The sequence below is a fragment of the Halomonas salipaludis genome (genome assembly GCF_002286975.1).
In the GTDB taxonomy this organism is placed as follows: domain Bacteria; phylum Pseudomonadota; class Gammaproteobacteria; order Pseudomonadales; family Halomonadaceae; genus Franzmannia; species Franzmannia salipaludis.
The window spans coordinates 45981-71458 of the sequence record NZ_NSKB01000010.1 but is presented as its reverse complement, the minus strand read 5'-3'; the positions used below and the strand labels follow the sequence as shown (position 1 = coordinate 71458).

Below are 25478 nucleotides of genomic sequence, written 5' to 3'. Positions count from 1 at the left end.
CGATAGGTGCCTGCCATGCGCGCGAACCTGACCAAAGTGCTGGCCCTGATGCTGGGCGGGCTGATTCTCTATACCTCGGCCACCGGCCCTTTCGAGAGCCTGGTCCAGCGCAGCATCTTTCTCGCGCTGGTGATCCTGCTGGGGCTGGTCGTCTACCCGCTGGGGGCCGGCAAGCGCTGGCGCCCGCTGGGGTTGGCCGTCGACCTGGCCCTGGCGGCGGGCGTGGTGCTGGCCTGCGGCTACGTGGCCATGAATCACGAGCGTATTCTGGTGGAGCTGCCCTGGGCATCGGCCCGGGACATGCTGTTCACCGGCGTATTGCTGGTGGCCATTCTCGAGCTGTCGCGCCGCGCCATCGGGGTGATCTTTCCGCTGCTGGTGATGGCGGGGCTGGCCTATGCCTGGCTGGGGGCCGCCATTCCCGGGCCGCTGGGGCACCGTGGCTTCGATGTCTACTACATCACCGAGACCATCTACCTGGGAGACCTGGGCGTCTGGGGCATGCTGGTGGGCGTGGCGGCCACGACCATTGCCGCCTTCGTGCTGTTCGGCTGCCTGCTACTGCACACCGGTGGCGGCCAGACCTTCATGGACATGGCACTGCGCATCAGCGGCCGCTCGCCGGGCGGGGCCGCCAAGGTGGCCACCGTGGCCTCGGGGCTGTTCGGCATGGTCAGCGGCAGCGCGGTGGCCAACGTGGCCACCACCGGCAACTTCACCATCCCGATGATGAAGCGCCTCAACTACCCGCGGCCCTTCGCCTCCGGCGTGGAGGCGGTGGCCTCCACCGGCGGCCAGATCGCCCCGCCGATCCTGGGGGCGGCGGCCTTCATCATGGCCGAGATCCTCGGCGAGAGTTACCTGCGTATCGCGATTGCCGCGCTGCTGCCGGCGATCCTCTTCTACCTGGGGGTCTTCCTGACCATCCATCTGGTGGCAAAGCGCCGCAACCTGCAGGTGGTGCCCGACGACGAACTGCCCACCTGGCCCGAAGTGCTGCGCCCCGAGCGGATCATCCCGATCCTGGCGGCGCTGGGCGGGCTCTTCTACGGGGTGCTCAGCGGGCGCTCGATCCAGATGTCGGCCTTCTACGGCATCCTGATGACGATCCTGACCTTCGTGCCCTTCGCCTTGCTGGCGAAGATGCCGCTGCGCGAGATAGCCGGCAAGCTGCTCTCGGGACTGATGGATGCCGGCAGGGGCATGGTGATCATCGGCGTGTTGCTCGCCGGTGCCCAGATCCTGGTGGCGATGATTGGCATGACCGGTATCGGCGTGACCCTGGCCAGCCTGATCGTCAATGTCGGTGGCGAATCACTGTTCCTGGTGGCCTTTATCGTCGGTGGTGTGTGCCTGATTCTAGGCATGGGCATTCCCACCACCGCCGCCTACGTGCTGGTGGCGTCGGTATTGGCACCGGCACTGACCACCATCGGCGTCGAGCCGCTGATCGCCCACCTCTTCGTGTTCTACTTCGCCACGCTGTCGGTGATCACCCCGCCGGTGTGCGTGGCCGTGTTCGTCGCGGCGGGCATCGCCGGCACCAACTGGCTACCGGCGGCGGGGGAGGCCGTGCGCCTGGCGGCGGCGATCTACGTCATTCCCTTCCTGCTGCTGATCTACCCGGCACTGGCCGGCTTCGGCAGTTGGGTCGATATCCTGCTGGCCAGCTCCCAGGGCGTGGTGTTCGTGCTCGCCTTCGCGTCGCTGATGTCGCGGGTGGCGATCACCGGCAGTCGTATCCTGGACGTGGTGGGTCTGCTGCTGGTGGTCGGGCTGGCACTGACCCCCGGCTGGTTGACCACGATAGGCGCCCTGCTGGTGCTGGCGGGGCTCTATGCCCGTAACCGACAGCGGATTTCATCGACGGCCCACGCTTCGGGTTCAGGCACGCCGAAGCCCCAGGGCGTCCATGCCAAGGAGACGCACCCATGACCTTCCTGTTGGGGAGCGGGGCCGGCTTCTCCGGTGACCGTACCGATGCGGCGATTCCCGTCGTGACCGAGCTGATTCGCCGCGGACAGCCATCGGCTCTGGTTTTCGAGACCCTGGGGGAGCGCACCCTGGCCGCCGCGCATCGCGCCATGCGCGAGGCTCCCGACGCGGGATACGAGCCCCTGCTGGCCGAGCTGCTGGCACCGGTGCTGGGCGACTGCCTGAGCCACGGCATCACCATCCTCGGCAACTTCGGCGCCGCCAATCCGGATGGTGCCTGCCAGGTGGTCGCCGAGCTGGCCGGGCGCGCTGGCTTTCCCCAGGTGCGGATCGGCCGGGTCCATGGCGATGATATTCGGGCGCATCTCTCCAGCCTCGACCTGCAGCGCTGGGAGGCGGAAAACCGCGAACTGCCCGGTGAGGAGGCGCTGATCTCCGCCAACGTCTACCTGGGCGCGGTGCCGCTGACCGAGGCGCTGGCGCTGGGGGCCGAGGTGGTGGTGACCGGACGGGTCGCCGACCCGGCGCTGTTTCTGGCCCCCCTGGTGCACCATTTCGGCTGGGCCTGGGACGACTGGGATCGCCTGGCCGCCGGCATGATGGCCGGCCACCTCGCCGAGTGTGGGGCCCAGGTCAGCGGCGGCTATTTTGCCGACCCGGGATGCAAGGAGGTGCCCAACCTGGCGACGGTGGGCTACCCGATCATCGAGGTGGAGGAGGATGGCAGCCTGGTGGTGACCAAGCCCCCGGGCACCGGCGGCTGCGTGACCGAGCGTACCGTCAAGGAGCAGCTGCTCTACGAAGTCCACGATCCGGCCAACTACCTGACCCCCGACGTGGTGGTGGATCTCACTGCCGTCGAGGTCAGCCAGGTCGGCCCCGATCGGGTGGCGGTCAGCGGCATTCGCGGCAAGGCGGCGCCGCAGCGGCTCAAGACCACGGTCTGCTACGAGGGCGGCTGGCAGGGCGAGGCGGAGATCTCCTATGCCGGACCCAACGCCCTGGCCCGGGCGCAGCTCGCTGCCCAGGTGCTGCGCGAGCGGCTGACGTTTCGTGCGCCGCCGGAGCTGCGTACGCGACTGGATATCGTCGGTCTTGCCAGTGTCTTCGACAGCGATGCCGGCGACCTGCAGCGCACGATGCCAGGCAGCGCCAGCGGCGACTACCGCCTGCGGCTGGCCGCGGAACATGCCGAGCGACGCTGGGTGGAGCGTGCCACCCAGGAACTGTTGGCGTTGTACTGCGCCGGTCCGGCAGGGGGTGGCGGCGTGCGCCGTCATTTTCAACGTCGAGTATGCACGGCCTCCTACCTGGTCAAGCGCAGTGACGTGGAAGCCTTTGCCACGCTGTTCGACAAAAGGAGTCACTACCATGTCGCCAGTTGAACCGACCCTGGTGTCACCCTCCGAGCGGTCGCCGGGCCAGCCCCTCGACGACAGCGTCACGGTGCCGCTCCATCGCCTGGCCCATGCCCGCGCCGGCGACAAGGGGGACCGCCTCAACCTGGCGCTGTTCGCCTATGATCCGGATCACTACGCCCTGTTGCTGGAGCAGGTCACCGAGGAGCGCGTGCTGGCGCTGTTCGCCCACCGCGGTGCCAGCCGCGTACGGCGCTACCCGATGCCGGGCCTGGCCGGGATGAACCTGGTGATAGACGACGTGCTGCAAGGCGGGGTCAACGGTGCGCTCAACCTGGACGGCCATGGCAAGACGCTCTCGTTCCTGCTGCTGAGCATGGCCGTGGCGGTCAAGCGGGCGTAGGAACAAGGAGGCGCCGCCCATCCTGGGTGGCGCCTCCTTGTCTATGGATGGCTTGTGTGCGGAATTGCTGGCTGGGGTTACAGCTGGGCCAGCACCGTTTCGGCACTGCTCTTGTCGACGCCCTTGGCATCGATGCCGATGTACTCCACCACGCCGTCGTTGGCGATCAGCGCGAAGCGCTTGCTGCGTATGCCCATGCCGCCGGCGCTGGCGTCCATCTCGGTGCCGATGGCCTTGGCGAACTCGGCGTTGCCGTCGGCCAGCATGGTGAAGGCCTCGGCGTTCTGCGCGCGCTGCCAGGCACCCATCACGAAGGCATCGTTGACCGCCATGCAGGCGATGGTGTCGACGCCCTTGGCAAAGATCTCGTCGGCCTTGATTACGAAGCCGGGCATATGGGTGTTGGAGCAGCCGGGGGTGAAGGCGCCGGGCACGGCGAACAGTACCACCCGCTTGCCGGCGAACAGCTCAGTGGTGGAGATGTCCTGGGGGCCATCCGGGCCATTGGTCTTGATCGTGACGTCGGGAATCTTGTCGCCTACTGTCAGTGTCATACCAGATCCTTCCATGTGGTGTGAGTGATACGCCCAGGCTACGCCAATGTACTGCCTTGTCCAGCATGCATGGGGTGGTGCGAGCTCACCATGGCATCGGCAAGCTGAACCAGATGCCCGATGGTGGGGTGAGACGCATCAGCGCGAACATCCCCTGGGCGGTGGCGTATACGATGGCGCCGTAGAGTGCCGCGCTGGCCAGTCGCATGCCCGCACATTTCAGCAGTAGCCAGGCCAGCAGCAGCGGGGTGGCCAGACTGAAGCCGATCAGCCACATCGCCACGCCGTAGGCGAGAATGCCCGCCAGGACCGGCAGCTCCTGGCGTGAGCCTAGATGAATGATCCGCCCTTGCCAGCGCAGCCGATTGAGCTGCCGGCCCAGAATATAGACGCTCAGCGCCAGGCCGGGGACGATGCCCACCGCGGGCATCAGCCGGGCATTGCTGCGAAAGCCCAGCATCTCGTAAAAGGCGTAGGCGAAGGTGACCAGCAGCAGTGCCGAGGCGAGTAGCAGAACGGCGGTGTCGCGGGGTGCATCGTCGTCGCTAGCCGGCTGAGAACCTGCCTGATCGGCTGAGGTGGAGGCCTTCGACGACCGCCATCGGCGTACCAGATTGAGCAGCATCGGCACGACGATCAGCGAGGCGATGAGCAGCACCCCGGGCCGGGTCAGCCAGGTAAAGCCGTGGATCTGCGTGGTCAGCCAGAAGTACTGCTCCATGGGCGTGGCCAGCACGAAGCCCACCAGCACCGGTGCCCGCGGCCAGCCGGCGTTCTTCATCAGCCAGCCGATCACGCCCAGCACCAGCAGCGCGAGGATGTCGCCGAAGGTCTGGGTGCCCTGGTAGGCACCGGCGACCATGATCAGCAGCAGCGGCGCAGCGATCAGTGCGAAGTTGATGCGCGTCAAGCGAGCCAGGTACGGCGTCACCGCGAAACACAGTGCGGCGCCCATTACCGAGGCGAGCGCCACACTCCATACGATCATGTACATCAGGTCCGGTGTCTCGCTGACCATCCGCGGACCGGGATAGAAGCCGAACGAGAATAGCGCGCCGAGGAAGATCGCTGCGGCCGGGCCACCGGGCACGCTGAACAGCATGGTCGGCACCAGGTCGGAGATCACCGTGGCGTTGTTGGCGCCCTCGGCGCCGGCCACCCCGCGAATCTCGCCTTTGCCGAAGCGCCGCTTGTCCTTGGTCGAGCTCATGGCGTGGCCGTAGGCGATCCAGGTCGAGGCGCTGGCGCCAACCGCAGGCACGAAACCGCCGAAGATACCGATGATCGACGAGCGCACGATCAGCCAGCGGCTGCGCCAGAATTCCCGGAAACTCTCGCCCCACTTGCCCATGGCCATCGACTTGCTGGCGATGCCGCCGCCGGCTGCGACCATACCGATCAGCTCGGCCACGGCAAACAGCCCCAGCGCGACGATCGGCAGCGACAGTCCGTCCATCAGATAGGATTGGCCGAAGATGAAGCGGTAGTTGGCGGCGGCAGGCGCGGCGCCGACCACGCCCAGCAGAATGCCGAAGCAGGCCGCGGCCAGGCCCACGACGATATCCTTGCCGACCATGCTGGCGGCAAAGCACAGTCCTACCAGGGCGAACATGAACAGCTCCGGCGTGCCCAGCGCCAGCACCAGCGGGCCGGCAATGGGGATCGCCACCGATAGGATTAGCGCACCGAACAGGCCGCCGACCATCGAGGCCAAAAAGCCCACTCCGAGTGCCAGCGATGCCTTGCCCTGCTTGGCCAGGGCATGCCCCTCGATGGCCGTCGGCGCCGATGCCGGCGAGCCCGGTGCGCCGAGCAGTACTGAGGTAATGGTATCCGCGGTGTAGATCACCGAGATGGCCCCCAGCAGCATGGCCAGCCCGGAGTAGCTGTCCATCAGGTAGATGAACGGCAGCAGGATCGATACCGCGGCGACACCGCCAAGACCCGGCAGCATGCCGAATACCATGCCAGCCAGCATTCCGGCGAACAGCGCCAGTAGGCGCATGGGCTCGAACAGGATCGCCAGGGCCGTTGTAATGTTCTCTAGCACAAGACAGGTCCTATGCGGGGATCAAAAAACCGCGGCCAATGCCACCCGTGGGGGAGGTGGCTGGCCGCGGCAGTGGCGTTGGCATTAGAGGTCGACGTCGTACTCTTCCGAGAGCAGCGTACGCAGGTGTTCACGTACCTCGTCGGAAGGCTGCAGCGCCTCACTGAGTGACTCGGTGACCTCGGAAGCGGGCAGCAGCGAATAGCCGCCCACGGCATCCTGACTCTGCTGCTGGTACTCGGGGTCGTCGTTGATGGCGGCGATGGTGGCTTCGAAGATCTCGAGAACCTCGTCCGGCGTGCCTGCAGGCAGGTAAGCGGTGAGGCCGTAGTTGAAGGTCACAGCGCCGATCGACTGGAAGGCGTCCCACTCAACGCCGGAGGGGGCTTCGCCGTTCAGCTCTTCATACACTTCGTAGACCGAGGGATAATCCGGGAAGGCCGCGTCCCGGGCGCTGAGTACGCCATCCTCGCCGACCGAGCCACCGGTCATGATGGGAACCGCACTGCCGGCCTCGACCATATCGACCACCTGCGACATATAGGCCGGCGTGAACTGGAAGTCGATATTGGTTTCGCCGCGCTCGAATGACAGGCGCGCCGGACCGCGACCGTCGAAGCCGAGCACCGTCTGGATATCGAGGTCGAGCAGCTCGAAGGCCAGCAGCGTCGGTAGATCGCTGGCCGCCGCGGCGATACCGCCATAGATCAGTGGCATATCGGGTTCCTTGAGGCCCGCGGGTGAGTCGATACCGGTGCGCGGCGATACATAGATCACCGCGCCGAAGGGCAGGCTGTAGGCGGGGCGCATGGCGGCAAGATCGTACTCCACGGCTTCCATGCCCAACACATAAGGGTTGGAGGTGGAGGAGGTGGTGAATAGGATGGTTTCGCCGTCCGGCTCGGCGTTCTGTTCGAACCAGTTGGCACCGAGAATCGAGCCGCCGCCGGGGCGGGTCTGAACATCCACGCGTGGACTTCCGGGCAGATGCTTCTCGAGGAACGGCTCGAGGAACTTGGCGGCGACATAGGTGGCGCCGCCCTCGCCGAAGGGCACGACTATCTCGATGGTCTTGCCCTCGTAGAAGTCGTCGGCCAAGGCGGGCGTGGCGGCAATAGCGCCGGCGGCGACCAGCATGGCGGCTGGCAGTGTCTTGAGGGGGTGTGTCTTTGTAAACATGGCGTGCTCCTGGTGTTGTTGTGAAATATTGTTGACCCGGTGCGTTTACCTGAGGGGGCTACTGGCCGACCCGGTTCTCAATGGCGCCCATGCCCTCGACCTCGACGCGGACCACGTCACCGGTCTGCAGAAACTTGGGGGGCTCGAAGCCGATGCCGACTCCGACCGGGGTGCCGGTGATGATGACGTCGCCAGGCTTGAGCTCAATACCGGCCGAAATGGTCTCGATCAGGGTGGGAATGTCGAAGATCAGCTGACCGATATTGGAGTCCTGGCGCAGCTCGCCGTTGACCCAGCACTTGATGCTGGCGTTGCTGGGATCGATTTCGTCGGCGGTGGTGATCCAAGGCCCCATCGGACAAAGGCCGTCCAGGGATTTGGCCAGGTGCCACTGCTTGTGATTCTTCTGCAGGTCGCGGGCGGTGACGTCATTGGCCACGGTGTAGCCCCACACGTGGTCGAAGGCCTGAGCCTTGCGAATACCGCGCCCGCCCTTGCCAATGATGATGGCGAATTCGGCCTCGTAGTCGAGCTGCTCGGTCACCGTGGCGTGGCGTGGGATCTCGTCGCCGTCGGCGATCAGGGTGCTATACGCCTTGGTAAAGATGATGGGACACTTTGGTACTACATCGTCAGCATTGGTGCTGCTGTCGAAGCCCGAGTGGCTGAATTCGGCGGCGTGCTCGAAGTAGTTCTTGCCCACGCAGAACATATTGCGCTGCGGGTGTATGGGAGCTTCTACCCGGACCTCGCTGAGCGGCAGGCCGTCGCCGCTGGGGGATAACGTCTCCCGGATGCTGTCCCATGCCTGTATGAGCTGGTGCATATCTCCCGAGAAGCCGGATATCAGATCGGATAGCGGCCAGTAGCGCTGGGCATCCCCATCGACCAGGGCGACGAAAGTCGGCTGGTCGGGGCTGGAGCGGAGCGTGGCGAATTTCATCTGGCTTGGTTCTCCATAGGTTTGTTTTGGTCCCGTATCCATCGAGACTAGAACTAAAAATGTACCAATTCAAGGGAGGTTTTTTGAAAAGTGGGACCAAATGGTATAACTTTGCTGCATCAATGAATGATTTGGCATCAGGAGCAAGGACAGCCTGTGAGTGACAAGACACTGGGCAAGGCGGTACGCGCCGACGGCGCGCGTTCCCTGTCCCGCTATCTTCAGCAGCAGATCGAAAGCGGCAGCTTCCCTGCAGGGCATCGGCTGCCTACCGAGCGCGAGCTGAGCGAGCGCTTTGCTGCATCGCGCGGGGCAGTGCGGCGGGTACTCGGTAACTTCAAGCAGCAGGGCTTGATCACCCAGGTGGTGGGCAGCGGCACCTTCGTCTCGGAGCGTGTCGGCGAGCTGGTGGAGCCTCAAGGTGAACCGGGCGCTCGCGCGGTGGCCATCCAGACGAGTCCGGCGCAGCTGATGGAAGCGCGGCTGCTGATTGAGCCGCAGATGGTGGCGCTGATTGTGCGATATGCCACGGCCTCGGATTTCGAGCGCATGGACGAGTGCATCCTCCGCTCTGAGGGTGCTACTGCCATCGAGGAGTTCGAACACTGGGATGGCGCGCTGCACCAGGCATTTGCCGAAGCCACTCACAACAGTTTCTTCCTGCGTATCCTGGAGCTGACCAATGTGGTGCGCGAAGAGGGCGAGTGGGGGCGTCTCAAACGGATTTCACTCACCCCCGAGCGGCGCAAGCGCTACGAAATGCAGCACCGCGCGATTGTCGCGGCGCTGCGCGATCGCGACGAGGATACCGCCAGGGCGCTACTCGAGGAGCATCTCCGGGAAGTACAGAAGAACCTGTTCGGGAGAGATTGAGCGCGGTCGCGAGTCGGGTGGCTGCTGGTTAATCATTGATCTTCGCCATTGAACGCCGCGAACACCTGATCGCCGGTCATGTCGTGGGTGTCGTTGGCGAAGTCGTAGTAGCTGGGCTTTTCGTCGATGAAGATCTGGGTGGCGAAGTGCCAGCCGTGGCCCTGGTCGACCAGTCCCACCGGTACGGCGTGGTGCTCGCCGCTCTTGAGGCGATAGAACAGGTGGGTGCCGCAGTGCCGGCAAAAGCCGCGCTCGGCCCACTCGGAGGAGGGATACACCGTGACGTTATGTTCGCCGACCAGGTCTATCGAGCTGGCGCCCTCCAGGGCCAGCAGCGGGCCACCGCCCCAGCGGCGACACAGGCTGCAGTGACAGGCAGCGACCGCGTCGGTGGCGACCTCGACGCTCAGGGTGACGGCGCCGCACAGGCAACTGCCGGTATGTTGGGTCGTGGCGGGCATGAGACTCTCCTTGTAATGACGACTCCTCAGCCAGTCTAGACGCAAATCGCCAGGCCGCTGAACACCCTTAGCGCGAGGCGTCATCGAAGCGGTCGACGCGGCGCAGGGTGGGGAACAGCCGCATCCAGGCGCCGACCACGGCCAGAGTGCCGAGGCCACCGATTACCGCCGCCGGCACGGCGCCGAGCCAGGCCGCCATGCTGCCGGCGCGGAACTCGCCGAGCTCGTTGGAGGAGCCGATGAACAGCATGTTGACGGCGTTGACCCGACCGCGCATTGCGTCGGGGGTGGCCAACTGGATCACCGTCATGCGCACATAGACGCTGATCATGTCGGCGGCACCTGCGACCAGCATGGCGATCAGCGACAGCCAGAACAGCGTCGAGAAGGCGAACACCAGGTTGGCAATGCCGAATATCGCCACGGCGACGAACATCACCATGCCGGCGTGGCGCTTGATACCGCGCACACCGAGATAGATCCCCATCAGCAGGGCGCCGACGGCGATGGCGCTGCGCAGCGCACCGAGCCCCTCGGGGCCGACGTGGAGCACCTCTTGGGCGTAGATGGGCAGCAGCGCGACCACTCCGCCGAGCAGCACCGCGAACAGGTCCAGCGAGATGGCGCCGAGGATGATCGGCTGGCGGCGGATATAGCCAATGCCGGCGGTAAAGCGGCGCCAGGCGGTGGCCTCAAGCGCCTGGCTAGCCTCGGCGAAGCGGATCGGCACCGGCAGGAGTAGAACCAGCGCAATAGCGAAGCAGCCCAGGCATACCGCATAGGCGAGCCCACCCCCGCCGAGTGCATAGAGGATCCCACCGAGCAGTGGGCCACCGATTACCGCGATCTTCATGATCGAGCTGTTCAAGGCGATGGCCTGGGCCAGCTGGCTGCGAGGCACGATATTGGGCAGCAGGCTCTGCAGTGCCGGGCCGGTGAAGGCGCGGGCGCAGCCGAACAGCGCGAGCACCGCATAGAAGGCCCCGACCCGCTCGCTGGCGGCCAGCGATAACGCGAGCAGCAGGGCGCTGCATATCCCCTGAACGCCCCAGCTCAGCTGCAGGATGCGCTTACGCGGAAAGCGATCGACCAGGTCGCCGGCGGGCAGCAACAGCACCACCATGGGCAGGAACTGGGCCAGGCCCACATAAGCCAACGACATCGGATCGCGAGTAATCGCATACACCTGCCAGGCCACCACCACTGCTTGGATCTGCATGGCGAATACCGCCGCCAGGCGTGATACCAGGAAACTCACAAAGCCGGGTTGACGATGCAGAGCGATCTGTTCTTCGGCGGGGGGATCAGCGGCGTGGGCAGAACTCATGGCGTGTCCGGCAGCGAAGCGAAACCTCGATTCTAGAGATTCTTAGGGGGATATTCACCCGGCTAATGAGTAAGGGGCTAATGATATGCGCCTCATCGCCAATCGGCGGCGTTGCGCCGCAGGATCTCACAGAAGCCGGTTACCGGCTCGCCGTAGAGGGTGTCCTTTCGCGTCAGCAGGCCGAACGGTGATAGCGTGCGCCCGAGCAGCAGCGGTAGCCTCTCGATCAGCCCGGTTTGCAGATGGTCGCGGAGTATCGTCTCGGCCATCACTAGCAGGGCATCGCTCTGCTGCACCAGCTGCAGCGCAGCGAAGATCGAGCCGCACTCGATGATATCGCGGGGCGATACCAGCCCCTCCATCTCGAACTCCTTCTCCAGCGCTTGGCGGGCCGGCGTTGCCATGGGCTGCAGGATCCACGGCCAGGTCTCCAACAGCTGCTCCAGCGGCGGCAGCTCGCTGCTGCAGAGTGGGTGGCCGCGGCGCACCACGGTGATCATGGTCTCGTTGCCCAGCGGCTCGAAATCGAACTGGTTGTGCTGGATCGAGGTGGCATAGCGGGCGATAGCGATGTCCACTCTGTCCTGCTCGAGCAATTCCACCAGCTGATCGCTGGTCTCGCCCATCAGCCGGATTTGCAGCAGCGGGCGCTGGCGCTTCAGCTCGATGATCGACTGGGCGACCAAGTCCGGCGCCGCGCCCATGATGGCACCGACGGTTAGTTGGCCGCGACCGCCGAGCTGGTAGCGACGCACCTCCTCGGCGCAGCGATCGAGGCGGGTCAAGGCGTTGTCGGCGAAGTCGATCAGCATCTCGCCGAGCGAGGTGGGGTGCATGCCGCGGGCGGTGCGCTCGAACAGCTGGCAGCCGAATACCTTCTCGATCTCGCTGAGCATGCGTGTCGCCGCCGGCTGCGACATATGCATGGCTGCAGCGGTTTGGTGAAGATTTCGGCGCGAGCCTAGCGTCGAAATCATCAGCAGATGCTTATAGCGCAGCCGGCCGATCAGTGTCTGATAGCCATCCATCCAAGAACTCCGTCTATTTCGATACCTTGACATTATGGAGATGACCAGGCGTCAAGGCGTGAGACATTAGTCTAATTCCGCATGTTGGCAGGGACGCTGGCGCTAAGCGCTATGCCAGGCATCAAGCGGGATTCGGTTTTTTGATACCTTAAAGGTATCGGGGGCAGCGTGATTCTCATTGGTCGCTTTCGCTGCCCTTGCGTAGAACTTCCTCATCAACGTCGTATTTCGTCCGACATGAGGGAGCCCATGAGCGAAGTGACCATTAACCAGGTGCGTGCCTATACCGTCCGCGGCGGCGGCGCCGACTACCACGATCAAGCCGAGGGGCACTGGATAGATGCGCAGATCGCCACGCCAATGAGCAAGTACCCTGAGTACCGTATGACCCGGCGCAGCTTCGGGCTCAATGTGCTCGGCACCCTGGTGGTGGAAGTCGAGGCCAGCGACGGCAGCGTGGGCTTTGCCGTTACCACCGGTGGTGAGATCGGTGCCTGGATCGTCGAGAAGCATCTGGCGCGTTTCATCGAGGGTAAGCGTGTTACCGAGATTGAGAAGATCTGGGACCAGATGTTCAATGCCACCCTCTATTACGGGCGTAAGGGGGTGGTGATCAACACCATCTCCTGCGTCGATCTGGCGCTGTGGGACCTGCTGGGCAAGGTGCGCGAAGAGCCGGTTCATCAGCTCCTCGGTGGCCCGGTACGTGACGAACTGACCTTCTACGCCACCGGAGCGCGTCCCGATCTAGCCAAGCAGATGGGCTTCATTGGCGGCAAGATGCCGCTGGCACATGGTCCGGCAGAGGGCGAGGAGGGGCTCAAGCGCAATCTGGCGCACTTGGCTGAGATGCGCCGTGCGGTGGGTGAAGACTTCTGGCTTATGTACGACTGCTGGATGAGCCTCGACCTCAATTATGCCACTCGTCTGGCCCAAGGGGCTCAGGAGTTTGGCCTCAAGTGGATCGAAGAAGCGCTGCCGCCGGATGACTACTGGGGCTATGCCCAACTCAAGCGCGATGTGCCCAAGGGCATGCTGGTCAACACCGGCGAGCACGAAGCCACGCGCTGGGGGTTCCGGCTGCTGATGGAGATGGAGTGCTGCGATGTCATTCAGCCCGACGTTGGCTGGTGCGGTGGCCTCACAGAGCTGATCAAGATCTCGGCGCTGGCTGACGCCCACAACAAGCTGGTGGTGCCCCACGGCTCCTCGGTTTATAGCTACCACTTCGTGATCACCCGGCACAACAGCCCCTTCGCCGAGTTCCTGATGATGGCACCCAAGGCGGATGAGGTGGTGCCTATGTTCAACCCGCTGCTGCTCGATGAGCCGGTACCCGAGAACGGGCGCATGTCAGCCTCCGCCCTCGATAAGCCTGGCTTCGGGGTGCGGTTGAATCCCGAGTGCGGACTCTCTAGGCCGTACCAACATTGAGTAGTGGTCTGAATACACAATGACCTTTCTTCAGTAAGAAGGGGCATAAAACGTAGGATAGAGTGAGGTAAACTATAATGAAGTCAAATAAAATTGCACGCAAAGCTATGTTTACGGCAACTGCTAGTGGCATTGTGGGACTCATCTCCATGATGTCGGTCAGCAGTGCTCTTGCCGATGTCAAGATCAATTTTGCGCATCACCTCCCTACGGAGTCGGAGCAGCACATGGCTGCCGAGCGCTTTCGTGACCTGGTGGCCGAATATAGTGATGGTGAAGTACAGGTACAGATCCTCCCATCTGGCCAGATGGGAGGGCAGAGAGAAATCATTGAATCCGTCGAACTAGGCACTCTGGAGATGGGCTATGGAGAGTCTGGACTATATGCCAACTACGTATCTGAGTTTGGGCTCCTAACGCTGCCTTTTCTCTATCGCGACACCGAGCATTGGGAACAGGTGGTAACGGGTGAGATCGGTGAGCAGCTGATTGAGCAGTTGGTCGATACTTCCGGAGTCAGGCCGCTCAACTGGATCCTGGCAGGCTATCGAGATACCTACTTGGTGGATGACGTAATAGAGAGCCCTGACGACTTCAAAAACTTGAAGATTCGTGTCCCGGAATCACCGGTTTTTGTTGGCACTTTCTCGGCACTTGGGGCTCAGCCGACGCCGGTTCCTATGCCTGATGTCTATACGGCTATGCAAACGGGCTTGGTGGATGCGATGGAAGGAACTCCGGAGGTTGGTTACACCTTTAGAATCTACGAAGTTGCTGAGTCACTCTCCAAGACACGTCATATTCTCTTCGATGGTAGCTTTGCCATTAATGAAGACTTCTATAACAATCTATCTGATAGCAATCGTGACGCAGTGACACGTGCTGCTTTGGAATCTGCTGAAATGCAGCGCAGCGAGTGGGCTGAGCGCGAGCAGTCCTGGCTCGACAAACTGACAGAAGAAGGCATCGCCATCAATGAAGTGGATCCTGAGCCTTTCCAAGATGCTTTGGCAAGCTTTCGTGAAAAGTTTGCAGCTGACATTGGTGCCGTAGAACTCCTAGAGTCCATCGACCAACAGTGACTCTAGAAGGAGTTTGCAAATGCGTCGTTATCTAGATCATGCATTTGCCACCTTGGGAGCCATGGTCGTCGCCATATTTGCGGCGATCATGGTTTTGATCTTCCTTCAGGTGATCAATAGGTTCTTCCTAGGGCTGCCACTTTTCTGGACAGAAGAAGTGGTCAGGATGCTTCTGGTTTGGCTAGTGCTGATGGGAACTCCTGTGGTGGTTTATAAGTGCGATGAAATAAAAGTAGAGCTCTTCCAGTTTAAATGCATTCGCTTTGAGATGATGAGGCGTGCTGTGGTATCGATCATATCGATTATCTTCTGTCTCTTCTTGGCATATTGGGGATATCTGTTCATGGAGCGCGCAATGGGAGCTATGCAGCCATCATTGGGGATTTCACGGGCTTGGCTGTACGCTCCTATCCCCCTCGGTAGTGTGCTGACGATTATTGCTCTCATTGTTCGTCGTGATGAAGCAAGGGATCCATTGGACATAGAGGAAGTCGTATGATCGTTGCTTTGATGTTTGGGTTGTTCACGGCTTTTCTTGCCTTGGGTGTACCTATTGCTTTTGCCATGGGGCTTAGCGCTGTCACTGTCTTGATAATTGATGGCGGGGTACCACTATTGGTGCTTCCTCAACGCTTCTTCAGTTCTCTCGACAGTTTTCCTCTACTTGCTATTCCATTGTATATATTTGCTGGTAACTTGATGAACTATGGAGGTATAACCTCTGCTATTGTTGGCTTTTCTCGATCCCTGGTAGGCCATGTCCGCGGCGGGCTCGGTCAGGTCAACATTATGACCAGTGTGCTTTTCTCTGGTATTTCTGGCTCAGCATCGGCAGATGTTGCCGCTGTGGGTGGGATGATGCTACCAGCTATGAAGAAGGAAGGGTATAAGCCAGAATGGTCTGTGGTTATCACGGCTGCCTCGGCTATTCTAGGACCAATTATTCCTCCTAGTCTGCTGATGGTGATCTATGGCGCTATGACAGGACTATCTATCGGAACACTCTTCTTGGCCGGGATCGTGCCAGGGCTCTTCTTGGCAGTCATCATGATGGGACTGGTGTACCTAAAGGCTGATGAAATAGGGGCACCGAGGCACTCCCGAGCCAGTTTGGGAGAGATCGGAAAGGTATTTCTAAAGGCGGCACCTGCTCTCGTCATGCCGGTGATCATCGTCGGTGGTATTCAGACGGGCTTGTTTACGCCCACGGAAGCCGGGATCGTGGCTGTTGCCTATGGCCTCGGTTTTGGCTTGCTAACTCATCGGCTTAATGTCAGGAGGACCTATCGCTTTGCCTTGCAATCTGCAGTGACCTCTTCAAGTATTCTTATCATTCTTGGTAGTGCAGCACTATTTAGCTGGATTATCGCGAGAGAGGGAGTCCCTGCAACCCTGGCCGCCTGGCTAGCGAGTGTAACCAGTGAGCCGGCGATTGTGCTACTTCTCATCGTGCTTGCGCTCATCCTGGTTGGTATGTTTGTTGAAACGATTTCAGCACTTATCTTGATGGTGCCAATCTTGACTCCTATTGCCCAGATGTTCGGCTTCGACATGATTCACTTTTCGGTCGTAGTGATCATCGCACTGTTGCTTGGTTCACTGACTCCTCCCGTTGCCTTGATAATCTTACTGGGATGTAAGATAGCCGAGGTTGATTATATGAAAACTATGCGCCCGCTTTTTCCATTTTTCATGGTTCTGGTCGTTGGCTTGTTATGCATCATGTATGTGCCATTGATTACGCTAGGATTGCCTGAGCTGCTGGGCGCTTTTGACTAACATTCATCTGATAGGACTCGGTTATGACAATGCCTAAGAATACATTCAAGGCAGCGCTTCATGAATCCAGCGCCCAGTATGGCCTGTGGGCTGGTTTCGGTACCGGTTATGCCGCCGAGATTGCCGCCACCACTGGTTTCGACTGGATGCTGATCGACGGCGAGCACGCTCCCAACACATTGCCGACCATTCTCGCTCAGCTCCAGGCAGTGGCGCCCTATGCCACTGCTCCGGTGGTGCGCAGCGTCAACCAGGATCCGGCACTGATCAAGCAACTGCTCGATATCGGTGCCCAGACCTTGATGGTGCCGATGGTCGAGAGTGCCGAGCAGGCCGCGAGCTTGGTGCGTGCCATGCGTTATCCGCCGCATGGTATTCGCGGTGTGGGCGGCGGTCTGGTGCGCGCCACCCGCTGGGACGGAGTGGACGACTACCTGACCCGGGCCCACGAGGAGCTCTGCCTGATCGTACAGGTGGAGTCGCCCAAGGGAATCGACAATGTTGAGGTGATCGCCGCCACCGCAGGCGTCGATGCGGTCTTTATTGGGCCCGCGGATCTATCGGTGGGCATGGGACACCCCGGTAATCCGGGGCATCCCGAGGTTCAGGCCGCCATCGAGCATGCCATCGCGGCTATCCAGGCCGCTGGTAAACCGGTGGGCATTCTCGCGCCGCGGGAAGCCGACGCACGCCGTTATCAGGCCCTGGGCTGCCAGTTCATTGCCGTGGGCATCGATATCAGCTTGCTGCGCCAGGGGGCGCTGGAGACCATCGCCCGCTACAAGGGCGGGCCATCCGGCGCGTCGCCCTCGACCACCTACTGACATCCTTCACTGCATAGCAACAACATAGCTACTAAGGGAGACAGAGCATGAGCCAGCCTACTACCTATCAGAACTACATCGATGGTGCCTTCGAGTCGGCCCGCGACCATCTCGAGGTGTTCAATCCCGCTACACAGGCGCTGCTATCTCGGGTACCGGCCTCCGGAGGTGAGGAGGTCGAACGCGCCTTGGCGGCGGCACGCCGCGCCCAGAAGGGCTGGGCGGCGACCCCGGCCGTGGAACGTGCGGCCTTCCTGCATCGGCTCGCCGACACCCTGCGTGACAATGTGGCGCTACTGGCCAGGACCATTACCCAGGAGCAGGGCAAGGTCAGCGGCCTGGCCGAGGTGGAAGTCAACTTCACTGCCGATTATCTGGACTATATGGCCGAATGGGGTCGTCGGATCGAAGGCGAGATCATCGAGAGTGACCGTGTCGGGGAAAGCATCTTCTTGTTTCGCAAGCCCCTTGGCGTAGTGGCCGGCATCCTGCCGTGGAATTTCCCATTCTTCCTAATTGCTCGCAAGATGGCGCCGGCGCTGGTGACCGGCAATACCATCGTTATCAAGCCCAGCGAGGAGACCCCCAACAACTGCTTCGAGTTTGCCCGGCTGCTCGATGGCCTGGGCCTGCCGAAGGGTGTTTTCAACGTGGTTAGCGGCACCGGCGCGGCGGCTGGCAGTGCCCTGACGTCGAGCGCTGAAGTAGACATGATCAGTTTCACCGGCAGTGTCGAGACCGGTTCGCGGATCATGGCCAGTGCCGCTGACAACATCACCAAGCTCAACCTGGAGCTGGGGGGCAAGGCGCCGGCCATCGTGCTGGACGACGCCGACCTCGATCTGGCGGTCAACGCCATCCGCGGCTCGCGCATCATCAATACCGGCCAGGTGTGCAACTGCGCCGAGCGGGTTTACGTCCAGCGCGGCGTGGCCGCTGAGTTCATCACACGCATGGCCAAGGCGATGAGTGCCACGCGCTTTGGTGATCCGCTGGCGGATGCCGCGGTCGAGATGGGCCCATTGATCAACCGTGCCGGCCTCGACAAGGTGGCACGCATGGTCGAGACCGCTCGGCGCGAGGGCGCAGAGCTAATTACTGGTGGCGAAATTGCCGACCTGGAGGCGGGTTATCACTACCAGCCTACCGTGCTCGCCGGCTGTCGCCAGACGATGGAGATCATGCAGCAGGAGGTCTTCGGGCCGGTGCTGCCGATTCAGATCATCGACGACCTGGATGAAGGCATCGCGCTGGCAAACGACTGTGAGTACGGCCTCACGTCATCCATCTATACCCGCAGCCTCAAGAGCGCCATGCAAGCTTGTCGTGAACTCGACTTCGGCGAGACGTATATCAATCGTGAGAATTTCGAGGCGATGCAGGGGTTCCATGCCGGGGTGCGTAAGTCGGGTATCGGCGGTGCCGATGGTAAGCATGGGCTCTACGAGTACACCCACAGTCATGTGGTGTATCTGCAAGCCTAGACTTGTACGAAACGCCCCGGCCACATCCTGTGGCCGGGGCGTTGGCTACGTCAGTCTGCTCCCGCAGTGGGGACAGCTCTCATGCGCGTCGCGGGTGATGCCCTCGGATGGCTCGCGCTCGGGATTGATGGCGACCAGGGTGCCGCGCTCCCAACGCAGGCCCATGTCCTTGAGCATGCGTGGGTCGCACTCCCTGAGTTGAGCGAATTGACGACGCTTGATTGCACGGCTGCGCAGCGCATGAAGCAGGCTCTTGAGGCTAGCGGAAATTGCCATTTCTCGGTCTCCTTGCGGGAGGCCGGGATGCAGCGCGAACAGGAGATGACCAAATACAGCGGGGGTAATCACATGGCCGCGACACATGCCGCGGCCATCGTTTCTCAGTATCGGATTGGCACGCGGCAACGGCAGGCTCGCATCGCATTATTGGCAATACGATGTAGCTTGCTTGGGCGATTGACGCGGGTTTGCCAGCGCATGAGAAAACGGTCTCTGGATGGGGTTGATGCCACTCACCTAATGAAGTGACTCTTTTTTTATAAACAATCGCTGAACAAGCGTCAAGCAGTTGGGAGAGAACCGTTGAGCCTGGATCGTCAGCGATATCCCTTGGCCTGGAGCCTAAACAGCGTGGCGTAGCGGCCGTCGGCGGCCAGCAGCTGGTCGTGGGTGCCGCGCTCGATGATCTCGCCGCGGTCGATGACCAGGATCTGCTCGGCGCTGCGCACCGTGGAGAAGCGGTGCGAGATCAGGATGGTCATCTTGTCGTGCCCATGTTCGCGGAAGCGCGCGAAAATCTCCGCCTCGGCGGCGGCGTCCATCGCCGCGGTGGGCTCGTCGAGCACCAGGATATCGGCATTCTCGCGCATGTAGGCCCGCGACAGGGCGATCTTCTGCCACTGCCCGCCGGAGAGTTCCTGGCCGCCTTTGAACCAGCGGCCCAACTGGGTCTGGTAGCCGCTGGCCATGCGCGCGATGAAGTCGTCGGCCATGCCGTGGCGAGCGGCCTCCTGCCAGCGCTGCTGGTCATCGAAGGCGTGGGTGTCACCGACCCCGAGGTTCTCGCCGACCTGCAGCTGGTAACGCACGAAATCCTGGAAAATCACCCCGATGCGCTCGCGCAGGGCTTCGGTCTGCCAGTCGCGCAGGTCGCTGCCATCCAGCAGGATGCGCCCCTGGGTGGGGTGGTAGAGCCGCGTCAGCAGTTTGATCAGGGTGGTCTTGCCGGAGCCGTTCTCGCCCACCAGGGCGAGGCTCTGGCCCGGGGCGAGATGCAGGCTGATATCGTGGAGCACTGCCTCGCCGCCGGGATAGGCGAAGCCGACGCGCTCGAAGCGCAGGCCATCGCCGGGCGTGGCGCCCTGGGTGAGGGTGCCGCCGTCGTCCTCTACCGGCTGCTCCAGGTACTCGTAGAGGTTCGAGAGGTAGAGGTTGTCCTCATACATGCCGCTGATCGCGGTCAGGCTGGCCGAGAGCGCTGCTTGGCCCTGCTTGAAGACCATCAGGTACATGGTCATCTCGCCCAGCGTGAGGCCCCCGGCGATGGTCTCCACCACTACCCAGCCGTAGGCGCCGTAGAAGGTCAGGGTGCCGAGCAGGCCGAGCAGGAAGCCCCAACTCTCGCGACGCAGCGTCAGCAGGCGATCCTCGGCGAACAGCCGGGTGAAGATGTCGCGATAGCGCTGCAGGAACAGCCCCTCGAGGCCGAACAACTTGACCTCCTTGATGGTGTCCTCGCGGGCCAGCACCGTCTCCAGGTAGATCTGCATGCGGGTCTGCGGCGAGCGCCAGCGGAACAGCCGGAAGGCGTCGCCGGAGAACTTGGCCTCGGAGATGAACACCGGCAGGGCGCCGGCCACCAGCAGCAGTAGCGCCCAGGGCGAGAACTGCACCAGCAGCACACCGAAGCTGGCCAGCGAGATGGCGTTCTGCAGCAGCCCGAAGGTCTTGTTGACAAGCGCCAGGGGACGGGTAGAGGCCTCGCGGCGGGCGCGGGTCAGCTTGTCGTAGAGCTCGGAGTCCTCGAACTGCGCCAGCGAGAGCTTCCCGGCCTTCTCGAGAATCATCACGTTGACCTTCTGGCCGAGCAGCGCCCGCAGCAGCGATTGCTGGGCGGCGAGGCCGCGCTGGGCAAGCGCAATCAGCGCGATGATCACTCCCTCCAGCGCCACCAGCCACAGCACCGGGGTGATCAACGTAAGCAGCTCGGGGTCGCTGGCCGCGCGGTGGGCCTCCATGGCGGCGACCACACCGTCGACGATCAGTTGGCCAACCCAGGCCGCCACCGCCGGCAGCACGCCGGCGACCAGGGTGCACAGCATCAGCCCCAGGGTCATCCAGCGCGAGGTCTCCCACACCAGGCCGAGCGCCCGGCGGCTGTAGCGAAACACGCCGAAGAACCCGGCGAGGGGATTGCTGCTGTCACGATCGGGGGCTGACGGTGGTGACACGTATGGGCTCCTGGCGAGGGAGCCGCCAGTGTACGCGTAACGAGGGCGTCACGCAGGTGTGGCATCATGAGACGGCGTTTCGCGTTACCCATACCGCCAGTCAAGGAATTCCGATCATGACTACCCTCCATCCGGGCCGCATCCAGGAGGTCTTTCGCGCTTTTCTGATGCTGGGGCTGACCTCCTTCGGTGGGCCGATTGCCCACCTGGGATATTTCCGCACCGAGTTCGTGGCGCGTCGTAAGTGGCTGTCGGAGAAGGATTACGCCGATCTGGTGGCGCTCTGCCAGTTCCTGCCTGGCCCGGCCAGTAGCCAGGTTGGCTTTGCGCTGGGACTGATGCGCGCCGGCCCCTGGGGGGCTGCCATGGCGTGGTTGGCGTTCACCCTGCCGTCGGCCATTATCCTGGTGCTGTTCGCCGTCGGCGCGGCGGTGATGGAGGGGCCTGTGGGTAGCGGCATCATCCACGGCCTCAAGGTGGCCGCGGTGGCCATCGTCGCCCATGCGGTGTGGGGCATGGCGCGCAACCTGTGCCCGGACCGCCAGCGTGCTGCCATCGCCCTGACTGCGGTGCTGGTCGTGGTGATGGTCAGCGGCCCGCTGGGCCAGGTAGCGGCAATCGTCGCGGGCGGATTGGCAGGCCTTGTGCTGTGTCGTGCCGCGGTGGAGAACGCGGTCAGCGAGGTGCACTTTCCGGTGACACGGCGTGCCGGCGGGGTCGCACTGGTGGCCTTCATGCTGCTGCTGGTGGGGCTGCCGCTGCTGGCCTGGAGCACGCCGTCGCAGACCCTGGCGCTGCTGGATGCCTTCTACCGCGCCGGTGCGCTGGTGTTTGGCGGCGGCCACGTGGTGCTGCCGCTGCTCGAGGCCGAGGTGGTGCAGTCGGGCTGGGTCACCCCGGACGACTTCCTGGCCGGCTACGGCGCGGCCCAGGCGGTACCAGGGCCGCTGTTCACCTTCGCCGCCTATCTCGGTGCGGTACTCGAGCCGCTGCCCAACGGACTGGTTGGCGCGACCCTGGCGCTATTGGCGATCTTCGTGCCGGGCATGCTGCTGCTGGTGGCGGTGCTGCCGTTCTGGAACCGCTTTCGCCAGTGGGCCAGCGCCCAGTCGCTGATGCGCGGCGCCAACGCCGCGGTGGTGGGTATTCTCGGTGCCGCGCTCTATCAGCCGGTGTGGACCAGCGCCATTCTTGGCAGCCATGAGTTCGCCCTGGCGCTGACCGGCTTCCTGCTGTTGACGATATGGAAGCTGCCGGCCTGGGCGGCAGTGGCGGTGATGGCGTTGGGCGGCGTGCTGATCAGCCTGGTCGCCGGCCTGCCTGCATGACGCAGGGTGGTAACGTCACGAATCGACAAAGGCGCGGCAGTGAAAGGCCGCGGCTGCCTCGACCTCGGCGATGCCGCACTCGCCCGGCGGCGGCGGAACTGCACCTGCGAGCACCTCGAGCACGGCCTTGACGCCGTGTGACAGCGAAATCAGGTTGTAGCCGCCTTCGAGCACGAACACCAACCGGCCCTGGCTGTGGCGGGTGGCAAGCTGCTTGAGGCGGTGTGTCATCGAGGCGAAGCCGCGGTAGGAAACGTTGAGTGCCAGGTCGTGGGCGTGAGGGTCGAAGCCTGCCGAGACCAGGATCAGGTCGGGCTTGAACCAGTCCGCCGCGGGTTCGATGATGCGTTCGAAGGCCAGCAGGTAGGCCGCGTCGCCGGCATCGGCCGGCAGCGGAATGTTGACGGTGGTGCCTTCTCCGAGTCCTTCACCGATCTCGTCCAGGCTGCCGCTGCCGGGATAGAAGGGCGCGCCGCGGTGCAGGTCGATGAACAGCACATCGGGGTCGGCCCAGAAGATGTCCTGGGTGCCGTTGCCGTGATGTGCATCCCAATCGAGAATCATGATGCGTTGGCAGCCCAGCGTCGCCTTGGCGTGGGCGGCGGCCACCGCCACATTGTTGAACAGGCAGAAGCCTCGGGCACGCACTGGCTCGGCGTGGTGCCCCGGCGGGCGTACCAGGGCGAAGGTGCTGTCGCTTGCGCCAGCGACCACCGACTCGACGGCGGCAATCGCGGTGCCGGCGGCCACTTCCGCGGCATCCACGCTGCCCGGCGATACCGCGGTGGTATCCACGTCCAGCCAGGCATACTGGCCGCGCAGCTTGTACACCTGCTCGAGGTACGACGAGGTATGAACGCGTCCTAGCTGCTCGGCGGTGGCCGCTTTTCCTGTCGCGAAGGTGACGCCCTGAAGTGGCGCGAGGGCCAGGAACTGGCTGATGGCGGTAAGCCGGCCGGGATGCTCGGGGTATTTCCAGGGCACGCCGAGCCCGGAGAGCAGCTGGCGGATGCGAGTATCCATGCGGCCGGGGAGGAAAGCGGCATCGGCGCTTGGTTCATGGGCCAGCATGCGTTCGTCATAGAATACCGTGACGCGAGGGGAATCTGTCACTGGGCGGGCTCCGTGTCGCGGGCGATGGCTATGAGCATGGCTCGACACCCGCCGGGCTGCCACCTTTGTCGTCATGCGGAGAAAGGCCGCGCCGCCCGCAGGCGGCGCGGCTGTCTTCAGGCGCGGGCCTTTGAGGCCTCGGCGGTGGGGGCTTTGTCGCGCCGTTCGGCGAGCTGCTCGACCTTACGCTGCTTCTCGTAGAGGAATCGCAGCACCTCCTGGCGGTAGTGGTTGTAGGCTGGATCATCGGCCAGGGTGATGCGGTTGCGCGGTCGCGGTAGGTCGATGTCGAGAACTTCGCCGATACGCGCCGAGGGGCCGTTGGTGAGCATCACGATGCGGTCTGAGAGCAGCACCGCTTCGTCGACGTCGTGGGTGATCATGATCACGGTGTTGCCGAGCTCATCCTGGATCCGCATCACCTCCTCCTGAAGGTGGGCGCGGGTCAGGGCGTCGAGGGCGCCGAAGGGCTCGTCGAGCAGCAGCACCTTGGGCTCCATGGCCAGCGCTCGGGCGATGCCGACGCGCTGCTTCATGCCACCGGAGATCTCCGCCGGGCGCTTGTCGAGGGCGTGGCCCATGCCGACCATTTCCAGGTTCTTGAGGATCCAGGCGTGACGCTCGGCCTTGCTCTTGGTACGCGCACAGGTCTTGTTGACCGCCAGGGCGACATTCTCATACACGGTCAGCCACGGCAGCAGCGAGTGGTTCTGGAACACCACGCTGCGATCGGGGCCCGGGGCGTTGACCTCCTTGCCGTCGAGGATCACCGCGCCGGAGGTGGACTCGGTCAACCCGGCAATGATATTGAGCAGGGTCGACTTGCCGCAGCCGGAGTGGCCGATGATCGAGATGTACTCGCCGCGGGCGACGCTCAGGTCGATGCCCTTGAGCACATTGCTCGAGCCACCCTTGGTGTGAAAGGTCATGTCGACCTGTTCGATGCTGAGATAGCGTTGGGTCATGGGGAGTCTCCGTTAGCCCTGGGCGGTGCCGCGGGTGACGCGGTTGCCGATGTACCCGACCATGCGGTCGAGGATGAAGCCGACGATGCCGACGTAGATCAGCGCCAGCACGATGTCGCTGATCATCGAGGCGTTCCAGGCATCCCAGATGAAGAAGCCGATGCCCACCCCGCCGATCAGCATCTCGGCGGCGACGATGGCCAGCCACGACAAGCCCACGCCGATGCGCAGGCCGGAGAAGATATAGGGCGCGGCGGCCGGCAGCATGATGCGGGTGAAATACTCCATGCCGTTGAGGCGTATCACCCGGGCGACGTTGCGGTAGTCCTCGGGGATGTTACGTACCCCGACCGAGGTGTTGATGATGATCGGCCAGATGGCGGTGATGAAGATCACGAAGATGGCCGACGGTGTGCTGTCCTGGAAGCCGGCCAGCGAAATCGGCAGCCAGGCCAGCGGTGGTACGGTACGCAGCACCTGGAAGACCGGGTCGAGCCCGCGCATGGCCCAGGTGGACTGGCCGACCAGCACGCCCAGGCTGATGCCGGCCACCACCGCCAGCAAATAGCCGTAGGCGACCCGCTCGAGGCTGGCCAGTATCTGCCAGCCCATGCCCTTGTCGTTGCCGCCGTAGTCATAGAAGGGATTGACGATCAGCTCCCAGGTGTCGGTGAGCACCTGGGAGGGTGGGGGCAGGGTTGCCCCAGGTGAGGAGCACAGGATCTCCCAGATCGCCCCGAGCACGGCGAGGATGATCACCGGTGGCAGGAGCTTCTGGACCAGGGTGTCCCTGATGCCCTGGAGGTTGGGTGTCCAGCCACCCAGCAGTGGGCGACTGGCGCTATCGGTGCTAGGTGAAGCGCGCATGGCGATTCTCCGCTATCAGTGAGTCGGTGGGTGTCGATGAC

At 63.1% G+C, this 25478-nt stretch carries 23 protein-coding genes; 11 read left to right on the top strand and 12 right to left on the bottom strand.

The genetic code is table 11. The features are described 5' to 3' along the window. Positions 1-15: 15 nt before the first annotated feature. From CK498_RS22075 to CK498_RS22065, 3 genes are read left to right on the top strand one after another with little or no spacing between them, the layout of a single operon-like run. The gene (locus tag CK498_RS22075; protein WP_095623020.1) at positions 16-1935 is read left to right on the top strand and encodes a TRAP transporter permease; all 1920 of its coding nucleotides are present in this window, start codon (positions 16-18) and stop codon (positions 1933-1935) included. Continuing rightward, positions 1932-3320 carry an acyclic terpene utilization AtuA family protein gene (locus CK498_RS22070; RefSeq protein WP_095623019.1) on the top strand — a complete coding sequence of 463 codons (1389 nt, stop codon included), beginning with the start codon at positions 1932-1934 and terminating at the stop codon, positions 3318-3320. Before CK498_RS22075 ends, CK498_RS22070 begins: the two co-directional genes overlap by 4 nt. After that, on the top strand, positions 3307-3696 hold the full coding sequence (locus CK498_RS22065; RefSeq protein ID WP_229359183.1) for an AtuA-related protein: 390 nt from the start codon (positions 3307-3309) through the stop codon (positions 3694-3696). Before CK498_RS22070 ends, CK498_RS22065 begins: the two co-directional genes overlap by 14 nt. Positions 3697-3773: 77 nt before the next feature. Here the strand turns inward: CK498_RS22065 and CK498_RS22060 are convergent, their stop codons facing one another. From CK498_RS22060 to CK498_RS22045, 4 genes are all read right to left on the bottom strand, one after another. Next, positions 3774-4250 (bottom strand): peroxiredoxin, encoded by a 477-nt coding sequence (locus CK498_RS22060; RefSeq protein WP_095623018.1) that lies wholly within the window; start codon positions 4248-4250, stop codon positions 3774-3776. Positions 4251-4335: 85 nt separating this feature from the next. Beyond that, on the bottom strand, positions 4336-6300 hold the full coding sequence (locus tag CK498_RS22055; RefSeq protein WP_095623017.1) for a tripartite tricarboxylate transporter permease: 1965 nt from the start codon (positions 6298-6300) through the stop codon (positions 4336-4338). A gap of 84 nt (positions 6301-6384) precedes the next feature. Then, entirely contained in the window at positions 6385-7479 is a 1095-nt protein-coding gene (locus CK498_RS22050; RefSeq protein WP_095623016.1) for a Bug family tripartite tricarboxylate transporter substrate binding protein, read from the bottom strand. Positions 7480-7537: 58 nt separating this feature from the next. Continuing rightward, positions 7538-8422 carry a fumarylacetoacetate hydrolase family protein gene (locus CK498_RS22045; RefSeq protein WP_095623015.1) on the bottom strand — a complete coding sequence of 295 codons (885 nt, stop codon included), beginning with the start codon at positions 8420-8422 and terminating at the stop codon, positions 7538-7540. A gap of 156 nt (positions 8423-8578) precedes the next feature. Between CK498_RS22045 and CK498_RS22040 the strand changes: the two genes are divergently transcribed. Next, positions 8579-9295 (top strand): FadR/GntR family transcriptional regulator, encoded by a 717-nt coding sequence (locus tag CK498_RS22040; protein WP_229359182.1) that lies wholly within the window; start codon positions 8579-8581, stop codon positions 9293-9295. A gap of 32 nt (positions 9296-9327) precedes the next feature. On the opposite strand, the gene CK498_RS22035 is transcribed toward CK498_RS22040, so the two are convergent. The 3 genes from CK498_RS22035 to CK498_RS22025 form a co-directional block, all read right to left on the bottom strand. After that, positions 9328-9756 (bottom strand): GFA family protein, encoded by a 429-nt coding sequence (locus CK498_RS22035; protein WP_095623013.1) that lies wholly within the window; start codon positions 9754-9756, stop codon positions 9328-9330. A gap of 67 nt (positions 9757-9823) precedes the next feature. Continuing rightward, the gene (locus CK498_RS22030; RefSeq protein ID WP_095623012.1) at positions 9824-11083 is read right to left on the bottom strand and encodes an MFS transporter; all 1260 of its coding nucleotides are present in this window, start codon (positions 11081-11083) and stop codon (positions 9824-9826) included. Positions 11084-11175: 92 nt separating this feature from the next. Further along, positions 11176-12111 (bottom strand): LysR family transcriptional regulator, encoded by a 936-nt coding sequence (locus tag CK498_RS22025; RefSeq protein ID WP_095623011.1) that lies wholly within the window; start codon positions 12109-12111, stop codon positions 11176-11178. Positions 12112-12360: 249 nt separating this feature from the next. Between CK498_RS22025 and rhmD the strand changes: the two genes are divergently transcribed. The 6 genes from rhmD (at position 12361) to aldA (ending at position 18714) form a co-directional block, all read left to right on the top strand. Continuing rightward, positions 12361-13545: an L-rhamnonate dehydratase gene (rhmD, locus tag CK498_RS22020; protein WP_095623010.1), complete on the top strand. Its 1185-nt coding sequence runs from the start codon at positions 12361-12363 to the stop codon at positions 13543-13545. Positions 13546-13622: 77 nt separating this feature from the next. Next, positions 13623-14627, top strand: coding sequence for a TRAP transporter substrate-binding protein (locus tag CK498_RS22015; protein ID WP_095623009.1), 1005 nt, complete (start codon positions 13623-13625; stop codon positions 14625-14627). A 19-nt stretch (positions 14628-14646) separates the two neighbouring features. Then, positions 14647-15126, top strand: coding sequence for a TRAP transporter small permease (locus CK498_RS22010; protein WP_095623008.1), 480 nt, complete (start codon positions 14647-14649; stop codon positions 15124-15126). Continuing rightward, positions 15123-16406 carry a TRAP transporter large permease gene (locus tag CK498_RS22005; RefSeq protein ID WP_095623007.1) on the top strand — a complete coding sequence of 428 codons (1284 nt, stop codon included), beginning with the start codon at positions 15123-15125 and terminating at the stop codon, positions 16404-16406. Before CK498_RS22010 ends, CK498_RS22005 begins: the two co-directional genes overlap by 4 nt. Before the next feature lie 23 nt (positions 16407-16429). After that, positions 16430-17230, top strand: coding sequence for an aldolase/citrate lyase family protein (locus tag CK498_RS22000; protein WP_095623006.1), 801 nt, complete (start codon positions 16430-16432; stop codon positions 17228-17230). A gap of 47 nt (positions 17231-17277) precedes the next feature. Further along, complete coding sequence (aldA, locus tag CK498_RS21995) at positions 17278-18714, top strand: aldehyde dehydrogenase (protein WP_095623005.1); 1437 nt, start codon at positions 17278-17280, stop codon at positions 18712-18714. 45 nt (positions 18715-18759) lie between these two features. Here aldA and CK498_RS21990 read toward each other — a convergent pair whose 3' ends face one another. Beyond that, complete coding sequence (locus tag CK498_RS21990) at positions 18760-18990, bottom strand: DUF1127 domain-containing protein (protein ID WP_095623004.1); 231 nt, start codon at positions 18988-18990, stop codon at positions 18760-18762. 320 nt (positions 18991-19310) lie between these two features. Continuing rightward, entirely contained in the window at positions 19311-21164 is a 1854-nt protein-coding gene (locus CK498_RS21980; protein WP_095623002.1) for an ABC transporter ATP-binding protein, read from the bottom strand. A gap of 116 nt (positions 21165-21280) precedes the next feature. On the opposite strand from CK498_RS21980, the gene chrA reads away from it, so the two are divergent. After that, positions 21281-22492 carry a chromate efflux transporter gene (chrA, locus tag CK498_RS21975; RefSeq protein ID WP_095623001.1) on the top strand — a complete coding sequence of 404 codons (1212 nt, stop codon included), beginning with the start codon at positions 21281-21283 and terminating at the stop codon, positions 22490-22492. 15 nt (positions 22493-22507) lie between these two features. Here chrA and CK498_RS21970 read toward each other — a convergent pair whose 3' ends face one another. The 3 genes from CK498_RS21970 to ntrB form a co-directional block, all read right to left on the bottom strand. Continuing rightward, positions 22508-23605 carry a histone deacetylase family protein gene (locus CK498_RS21970; protein WP_229359181.1) on the bottom strand — a complete coding sequence of 366 codons (1098 nt, stop codon included), beginning with the start codon at positions 23603-23605 and terminating at the stop codon, positions 22508-22510. A 116-nt stretch (positions 23606-23721) separates the two neighbouring features. Next, complete coding sequence (locus CK498_RS21965) at positions 23722-24570, bottom strand: ABC transporter ATP-binding protein (protein ID WP_095622999.1); 849 nt, start codon at positions 24568-24570, stop codon at positions 23722-23724. Between the two features lie 12 nt (positions 24571-24582). Next, positions 24583-25437 carry a nitrate ABC transporter permease gene (ntrB, locus tag CK498_RS21960; RefSeq protein ID WP_229359180.1) on the bottom strand — a complete coding sequence of 285 codons (855 nt, stop codon included), beginning with the start codon at positions 25435-25437 and terminating at the stop codon, positions 24583-24585. Between the last annotated feature and the right edge of the window lie 41 nt (positions 25438-25478).